This is a genomic window from Pseudomonas sp. (assembly GCF_037994325.1).
Classification (GTDB): Bacteria; Pseudomonadota; Gammaproteobacteria; order Pseudomonadales; family Pseudomonadaceae; genus Aquipseudomonas.
Map to the genome: position 1 here is coordinate 1 of NZ_JBBNAH010000385.1, position 8647 is coordinate 8647.

At 55.4% G+C, this 8647-nt stretch carries 5 protein-coding genes and 1 pseudogene; all 6 read left to right on the plus strand.

Features of this window, described 5'->3' with window-relative positions:
* Positions 1–723 (plus strand): annotated as a pseudogene (gene rpoB / locus AAAB16_RS13070) (DNA-directed RNA polymerase subunit beta); the annotation flags it as partial.
* A 62-nt stretch (positions 724–785) separates the two neighbouring features.
* Positions 786–4979 carry a DNA-directed RNA polymerase subunit beta' gene (gene rpoC, locus AAAB16_RS13075; protein ID WP_340663714.1) on the plus strand — a complete coding sequence of 1398 codons (4194 nt, stop codon included), beginning with the start codon at positions 786–788 and terminating at the stop codon, positions 4977–4979.
* Positions 4980–5161: 182 nt separating this feature from the next.
* Positions 5162–5533 carry a 30S ribosomal protein S12 gene (gene rpsL / locus AAAB16_RS13080; protein WP_003186084.1) on the plus strand — a complete coding sequence of 124 codons (372 nt, stop codon included), beginning with the start codon at positions 5162–5164 and terminating at the stop codon, positions 5531–5533.
* A gap of 149 nt (positions 5534–5682) precedes the next feature.
* Positions 5683–6153, plus strand: a complete 471-nt coding sequence (rpsG, locus tag AAAB16_RS13085) for a 30S ribosomal protein S7 (RefSeq protein ID WP_093426586.1) — start codon at positions 5683–5685, stop codon at positions 6151–6153.
* A 30-nt stretch (positions 6154–6183) separates the two neighbouring features.
* On the plus strand, positions 6184–8289 hold the full coding sequence (fusA, locus tag AAAB16_RS13090; protein WP_340663715.1) for an elongation factor G: 2106 nt from the start codon (positions 6184–6186) through the stop codon (positions 8287–8289).
* Positions 8290–8321: 32 nt separating this feature from the next.
* Positions 8322–8647, plus strand: a 326-nt coding sequence (locus AAAB16_RS13095) for a GTP-binding protein (RefSeq protein ID WP_340663716.1), incomplete at its 3' end; no start/stop codon positions are given.

Sequence of the window (8647 nt, forward strand, 5' to 3'; positions counted from 1 at the left end):
CTGGGCGTACCGTCGCGTATGAACGTCGGTCAGATCCTTGAAACCCACCTGGGCCTCGCGGCCAAGGGCCTGGGCGAGAAGATCAACCGCATGCTCGAAGAGCAGCGCAAGGTCGCCGAGCTGCGCAAGTTCATGCAGCAGATCTACAACGAGATCGGTGGTCGTCAGGAAAGCCTCGATGACTTCTCGGACCAGGAAATCCTGGATCTGGCTCAAAACCTGCGTGGCGGCGTTCCAATGGCCACTCCAGTGTTCGACGGCGCCAAGGAAAGCGAAATCAAGGCCATGCTGAAACTGGCGGACCTGCCAGAAAGCGGCCAGATGCAGCTGTTCGACGGCCGTACCGGCAACAAGTTCGAGCGCCCGGTTACTGTTGGCTACATGTACATGCTGAAGCTGAACCACTTGGTAGACGACAAGATGCACGCTCGTTCTACCGGTTCGTACAGCCTGGTTACCCAGCAGCCGCTGGGTGGTAAGGCACAGTTCGGTGGTCAGCGTTTCGGGGAGATGGAGGTCTGGGCACTGGAAGCATACGGTGCTGCTTACACTCTGCAAGAAATGCTCACAGTGAAGTCGGACGATGTGAACGGCCGGACCAAGATGTACAAAAACATCGTGGACGGCGATCACCGTATGGAGCCGGGCATGCCCGAGTCCTTCAACGTGTTGATCAAAGAAATCCGTTCGCTCGGTATCGATATCGATCTGGAAACCGAATAACACGAAGCGCATCGGGAGCGGGGCTGTAGAGCCCGCTCCTTGCTCCGCCAGGAGGAAAGGCCTTGAAAGACCTACTGAATTTGCTGAAAAACCAGGGTCAAGTCGAAGAGTTCGATGCCATCCGTATTGGGTTGGCCTCGCCTGAGATGATCCGTTCGTGGTCCTTCGGTGAAGTAAAAAAACCGGAAACCATTAACTACCGTACGTTCAAACCTGAGCGTGACGGCCTGTTCTGCGCCAAGATCTTTGGCCCAGTCAAAGACTACGAGTGCTTGTGCGGTAAGTACAAGCGCCTGAAGCACCGTGGTGTGATCTGCGAAAAGTGCGGCGTTGAAGTTGCGCTAGCCAAGGTTCGCCGTGAGCGCATGGCGCATATCGAACTGGCTTCGCCGGTTGCCCATATCTGGTTCCTGAAATCGCTGCCGTCCCGTATCGGCCTGCTGCTGGACATGACCCTGCGTGATATCGAACGCGTTCTCTACTTTGAGAGCTATGTCGTTATCGATCCGGGCATGACTACCCTGGAAAAGGGCCAACTGCTGAATGACGAGCAGTACTTCGAAGCTATTGAAGAGTTCGGTGACGACTTCGATGCCCGCATGGGTGCCGAGGCTGTTCGTGAGCTGTTGACTGCTATCGACCTGGAGCACGAGATCGGTCGCTTGCGTGAAGAAATTCCGCAGACCAACTCGGAAACCAAAATCAAGAAGCTGTCCAAGCGCCTGAAGTTGATGGAAGCCTTCCAAGGCTCCGGCAACCACCCAGAGTGGATGGTGCTGACCGTTCTGCCGGTTCTGCCGCCAGATCTGCGTCCTCTGGTGCCGTTGGATGGTGGTCGTTTCGCGACGTCCGACCTCAACGATCTGTATCGTCGAGTGATCAACCGTAACAACCGTCTGAAGCGCCTGCTTGATCTGTCCGCTCCGGACATCATCGTGCGCAACGAAAAGCGCATGCTGCAGGAAGCTGTTGACGCCCTGCTCGACAACGGCCGTCGTGGTCGCGCCATCACTGGCTCGAACAAGCGTCCGCTGAAATCCTTGGCCGACATGATCAAGGGTAAGCAAGGTCGTTTCCGTCAGAACTTGCTCGGTAAACGCGTGGACTACTCCGGTCGTTCGGTAATTACCGTAGGCCCGACTCTGCGTCTGCATCAGTGCGGTCTGCCGAAGAAGATGGCCCTCGAGCTATTCAAACCGTTCATTTTCGGCAAGTTGGAAATGCGTGGCCTGGCCACCACCATCAAAGCCGCCAAGAAAATGGTTGAGCGCGAGTTGCCAGAAGTTTGGGACGTTCTCGCTGAAGTGATTCGCGAACACCCCGTGCTCCTCAACCGTGCACCGACCCTTCACCGTCTGGGTATCCAGGCGTTTGAGCCGGTTCTGATCGAAGGTAAAGCTATTCAGCTGCACCCGCTGGTCTGTGCCGCGTACAACGCCGACTTCGACGGCGACCAAATGGCCGTGCACGTACCGCTGACACTGGAAGCCCAGTTGGAAGCGCGCGCGTTGATGATGTCGACCAACAACATTCTGTCGCCAGCCAACGGTGAGCCAATCATCGTTCCGTCGCAGGACGTTGTATTGGGTCTGTATTACATGACCCGTGAAGCGATCAACGCCAAAGGCGAAGGTCGTGTGTTTGCCGATCTGCAAGAAGTCGACCGTGTATTCCGCGCCGGCGAAGCAGCGCTGCACGCCAAAGTTAAAGTACGTATTAACGAAGTCATCAAAGACCGCGATGGCACCATCACTAAGAACACTCGTATCGTCGACACCACTGTTGGCCGTGCGCTGCTGTTCCAGGTGGTTCCAGCAGGTCTGCCGTACGACGTCGTTAACCAGCCAATGAAGAAGAAGGCGATCTCCAAGCTGATCAACCAGTGCTACCGCACGGTTGGCTTGAAAGACACCGTGATTTTCGCTGACCAGTTGATGTACACCGGTTTCGCTTACTCGACCATCTCCGGCGTTTCCATCGGCGTGAATGACTTTGTCATCCCTGATGAGAAGGCTCGTATCATTGATGCAGCCACCGAAGAAGTTAAGGAAATCGAAAGCCAGTACGCCTCGGGCCTGGTAACCCAGGGCGAGAAGTACAACAAGGTGATCGACCTTTGGTCCAAGGCCAACGACGAAGTGTCGAAGGCGATGATGGCGAACCTCTCGAAAGAGAAGGTCATCGACCGTCATGGCAAAGAGGTGGATCAGGAGTCCTTCAACTCCATGTACATGATGGCTGACTCCGGTGCACGGGGTTCGGCGGCTCAAATCCGCCAGCTGGCTGGTATGCGTGGTCTGATGGCCAAGCCGGACGGCTCGATCATCGAGACGCCGATCACCGCCAACTTCCGTGAAGGCTTGAGCGTACTGCAGTACTTCATCTCCACTCACGGTGCTCGTAAAGGTCTCGCGGATACCGCGTTGAAAACCGCGAACTCCGGTTACCTGACTCGTCGTTTGGTTGACGTTGCGCAGGATCTGGTTGTAACCGCGATCGACTGTGGTACCGAGCATGGCTTGCTGATGACCCCGCACATTGAAGGCGGTGACGTAGTTGAGCCGCTGGGTGAGCGCGTGCTGGGTCGAGTAATTGCCCGTGACGTGTTCAAGCCAGGCACTGAAGAAGTGATCGTTCCAGCCGGTACATTGGTTGACGAGCAGTGGGTTGAATTTATCGAGCTGAACAGCATCGACGAAGTGATCGTGCGTTCGCCGATCAGTTGCGAAACCCGCTATGGCATTTGCGCCAAGTGCTACGGTCGCGACCTGGCTCGCGGTCACCAGATCAACATCGGTGAAGCTGTTGGCGTTATCGCTGCACAGTCGATCGGTGAGCCTGGTACTCAGCTGACCATGCGTACGTTCCACATCGGTGGTGCGGCAAGCCGGACCTCGGCTGCTGACAGTGTTCAGGTGAAAAACGGCGGTACTATCCGCCTGCATAACCTGAAGCATGTTGAGCGTCTGGACGGCAACTTGGTTGCAGTGTCGCGTTCCGGTGAGTTGGCGGTTGCTGACGAATTCGGTCGTGAGCGCGAGCGCTACAAACTGCCGTACGGTGCTGTTATCTCCGTGAAGGAAGGCGACAAGCTCGAAGCTGGTTCCATTGTCGCTAAATGGGACCCGCACACCCACCCGATCGTTACCGAAATGAAAGGTACCGTGACGTATGTGGGCATGGAAGAAGGGATCACCATCAAGCGTCAAACTGACGAACTGACTGGTTTGACCAACATTGAAGTATTGGATCCGAAAGACCGTCCAGCTGCCGGCAAGGACATTCGTCCTGCGGTGAAGATGGTCGGTATCGATGGGAAAGATCTGCTGCTGCCAGGTACCGACGTACCTGCTCAGTACTTCCTGCCGGCTAACGCTTTGGTCGGTGTGGCGGATGGTGCGCAAGTGGGCGTGGGTGATGTTATCGCTCGTATCCCGCAAGAAACTTCGAAAACCCGCGACATCACCGGTGGTCTGCCGCGTGTTGCCGACTTGTTCGAAGCGCGTCGTCCGAAAGAAGCCTCGATTCTGGCTGAAGTCAGCGGCACCATCGCGTTCGGTAAAGAAACCAAAGGCAAGCGCCGTCTGGTCATTACCCCGAACGACGGTAGCGATCCGTACGAGGAGCTGATTCCGAAGTGGCGTCACCTGAACGTCTTCGAAGGCGAACAAGTGAACCGTGGTGAAGTTATCTCCGACGGTCCGAGCGATCCGCATGACATCCTGCGTCTGCTGGGTGTGAGCGCGCTGGCCAAGTACATCGTCAACGAGATCCAGGACGTTTACCGCCTGCAGGGCGTGAAGATCAACGATAAGCACATCGAGACCATCCTGCGTCAGATGCTGCGTAAAGTTGAAATCACCGAATCCGGCGATTCCAGCTTCATCAAGGGCGACCAGATGGAGTTGACTCACGTACTGGTGGAGAACGAGCGTCTGAGCGCAGATGACAAGTTCATCTCCAAGTTCGACCGCGTTCTGCTGGGTATCACTAAGGCGTCGTTGTCCACTGAATCGTTCATCTCGGCGGCTTCCTTCCAGGAAACCACCCGCGTCCTCACTGAGGCAGCGGTTACCGGCAAGCGCGACTTCTTGCGTGGTTTGAAAGAGAACGTGGTAGTGGGTCGTCTGATCCCGGCCGGTACTGGTCTGGCTTATCACAGCGAGCGTAAGCGTCGTCGTGAAGCCGGCAAGCCGGTCCAAGTGAGTGCCAGCGAAGCTGAAGCTCAACTGTCGGAAGCGTTGAACAACCTGTAATTGCTACGGGTTGCCAGATAAGTCGGGGCCCGGTGAAGCGTCAAGCGTCACCGGGCCTTGTCTTGACGGGGTGCTAGAAGCTCTTTAGACTCTTGTACCCCTAAATTTGGCGGGACTTATGTCCTGCCATTTTGTTTTTCTTGTAAGACAATAGCGTCGAAAGACAACAGTGGAGCTAGTAGATGGCAACTATCAACCAGCTGGTACGTCAGCCGCGTAAGCGTATCGTCGAGAAATCCGACGTGCCTGCGCTGCAGAACTGCCCGCAACGTCGTGGCGTATGCACCCGTGTGTATACCACCACGCCGAAAAAACCTAACTCGGCACTGCGTAAAGTATGCCGTGTGCGTCTAACCAACGGTTTCGAGGTTTCCTCGTACATCGGCGGTGAAGGCCACAACCTGCAAGAGCACAGCGTGGTATTGATCCGTGGTGGTCGTGTAAAAGACTTGCCGGGTGTTCGTTACCACACCGTTCGCGGTTCTTTGGATACTTCCGGCGTTAAAGGTCGTAACCAGGGTCGTTCGAAGTACGGTACCAAGCGTCCGAAGTAAGTGCTGCGTCCGCTTAGTCGGCCGTTTCACCCAAATAGATTTTCATTTTTCTGAGTCGATAAGAGTAAGGTCGGGCGTCTAACCCAGGATTGTCATCCAGAGGTTTTATTGTTCCCGGGCTAACCTGAAGACCGTTTGAGGGCTTATCCATGCCAAGAAGACGTGTAGCAGCCAAGCGCGAAGTGCTTGACGATCCAAAATACGGTAGCCAAATCCTGGCCAAGTTCATGAACCACGTGATGGAGAGCGGCAAGAAAGCCGTTGCCGAGCGTATCGTTTATGGCGCGCTGGAGAAGGTTAAAGAGCGTAAGAACAGCGATCCCCTGGAAATCTTCGAGAAAGCTCTCGACGCCATCGCTCCGCTGGTCGAAGTAAAGTCGCGCCGTGTAGGCGGTGCTACTTATCAGGTTCCGGTCGAAGTTCGTCCGTCCCGTCGTAACGCCCTGGCAATGCGCTGGTTGGTGGATTACGCGCGCAAGCGCGGCGAGAAGTCCATGGCCCTGCGTTTGGCTGGTGAGCTGTTGGATGCTGCTGAAGGCAAAGGTGCTGCAGTTAAGAAGCGTGAAGACGTGCACCGTATGGCTGAAGCCAACAAAGCATTTTCGCACTACCGCTTCTAATTTCAGCGCTTCTAATATTGCGAGGGGCTTATGGCTCGTCTTACACCGATTAACCGCTACCGTAACATCGGTATCGTCGCGCACGTGGATGCTGGCAAAACCACTACCACTGAGCGCGTACTGTTCTATACCGGCGTGAACCACAAAATGGGCGAGGTGCATGATGGCGCCGCGACCATGGACTGGATGGTTCAGGAGCAGGAGCGTGGTATCACCATTACTTCTGCTGCTACCACCGCTTTCTGGTCTGGTTCCGTCAAGCAGCACAAAGACAGCTACCGCTTCAATATCATCGACACCCCTGGGCACGTGGACTTCACCATCGAAGTAGAGCGCTCTTTGCGCGTGCTCGACGGCGCTGTCGTTGTGTTCTGTGGCACATCGGGTGTTGAGCCGCAGTCGGAAACCGTGTGGCGTCAAGCCAACAAGTACGGTGTTCCGCGTCTTGTTTACGTAAACAAGATGGACCGTGCTGGCGCAAACTTCCTGCGCGTTGTAGGTCAGATCAAGCAGCGCTTGGGTCACACTCCTGTGCCAATCCAATTGGCTATCGGTGCTGAAGACAACTTCCAGGGTCAGATCGACTTGCTGTCCATGGAAGCGGTTTACTGGGACGACGCCGATAAGGGCATGGCCCCTCGTCGCGAAGCAATCCCGGCTGAGCTGCAAGAGTTGGCTGAAGAGTGGCGCAGCAACATGGTTGAGGCTGCGGCCGAAGCCAGCGAAGAGCTGATGAACAAGTATCTCGAAGGTGAAGAACTCACCAACGAAGAAATCAAGGCTGCTCTGCGTCAGCGTACTATCGCTGGCGAAATCGTCTTGGCTGTTTGCGGTTCCTCGTTCAAGAACAAGGGTGTTCCCCTGGTTCTCGACGCCGTTGTTGACTACCTGCCGGCCCCGGTCGACATTCCTGCCATCAAGGGTTCTGACCCGGATGACGAGACTGTTGAAATGGAGCGTCACGCAGACGACAGCGAGCCGTTCTCGGCTCTGGCGTTCAAGATCGCTACCGACCCATTCGTGGGTACTTTGACCTTTGCTCGCGTTTACTCTGGCGTTTTGAGCTCCGGCGACGGCGTGATCAACTCGGTTAAAGGTAAAAAAGAGCGCGTGGGCCGTATGGTGCAAATGCACGCCAACACCCGCGAAGAGATCAAAGAAGTACGCGCTGGCGACATCGCTGCTCTGATCGGCATGAAGGACGTCACCACCGGTGACACCCTGTGCTCCGCTGAGAAGCCAATTATCCTGGTTCGCATGGACTTCCCGGAGCCGGTTATCTCGGTTGCCGTTGAGCCCAAAACCAAGGATGACCAGGAAAAAATGGGTATCGCTCTGGGCAAGCTTGCTCAGGAAGACCCGTCGTTCCGCGTCAAAACCGACGAAGAGACTGGTCAAACGATCATTTCTGGAATGGGTGAGTTGCACCTCGACATTCTCGTTGACCGTATGAAGCGCGAGTTCGGTGTTGAAGCTAACATCGGTAAGCCGCAGGTTTCGTACCGCGAGAAGATCACCAAGAACTGCGAAATCGAAGGTAAGTTCGTTCGTCAGTCCGGTGGTCGTGGCCAGTTCGGTCACTGCTGGATCCGCTTCGCGCCTGCTGACGAAGGTCAGGAAGGTCTGCAATTCGTCAACGAGGTAGTGGGTGGTGTGGTTCCGAAGGAATACATCCCGGCTATTCAGAAGGGTATCGAGGAGCAGATGAAGAACGGCGTAGTTGCCGGCTATCCGCTGATCGGCCTCAAGGCTACCGTGTTTGATGGTTCCTACCACGACGTCGACTCCAACGAGATGGCGTTTAAGGTTGCGGCTTCCATGGCGACCAAGCAGCTGGCCCAAAAGGGTGGCGGTGTTGTGCTTGAGCCGATTATGAAAGTTGAAGTGGTAACTCCGGAAGATTACATGGGTGACGTGATGGGTGACCTGAATCGTCGTCGTGGCCTGATCCAGGGTATGGAAGATACGGTTTCCGGCAAGGTTATCCGTGCCGAAGTTCCGTTGGGTGAGATGTTCGGTTATGCGACCGACGTTCGCTCCATGTCTCAGGGTCGCGCAAGCTACTCCATGGAATTCTCTAAATACTCCGAAGCTCCGTCGAATATCGTCGAAGCTCTGATTAAAAAACAAGGCTGATATCAGCCCCTTTAGGCAAGGAGTTTATTGTCGTGGCTAAAGAAAAATTTGAACGTAACAAACCGCACGTCAACGTTGGCACCATCGGTCACGTTGACCACGGTAAAACCACGCTGACTGCTGCTCTGACTCGTGTTTGCTCCGAGGTTTTCGGTTCGGCTCGCGTTGACTTCGACAAGATCGACAGCGCTCCAGAAGAAAAGGCTCGTGGTATCACCATCAACACCGCTCACGTTGAATACGATTCGGCCGTGCGTCACTACGCACACGTTGACTGCCCAGGTCACGCCGACTACGTAAAAAACATGATCACCGGTGCTGCTCAGATGGACGGCGCTATCCTGGTTTGCTCGGCCGC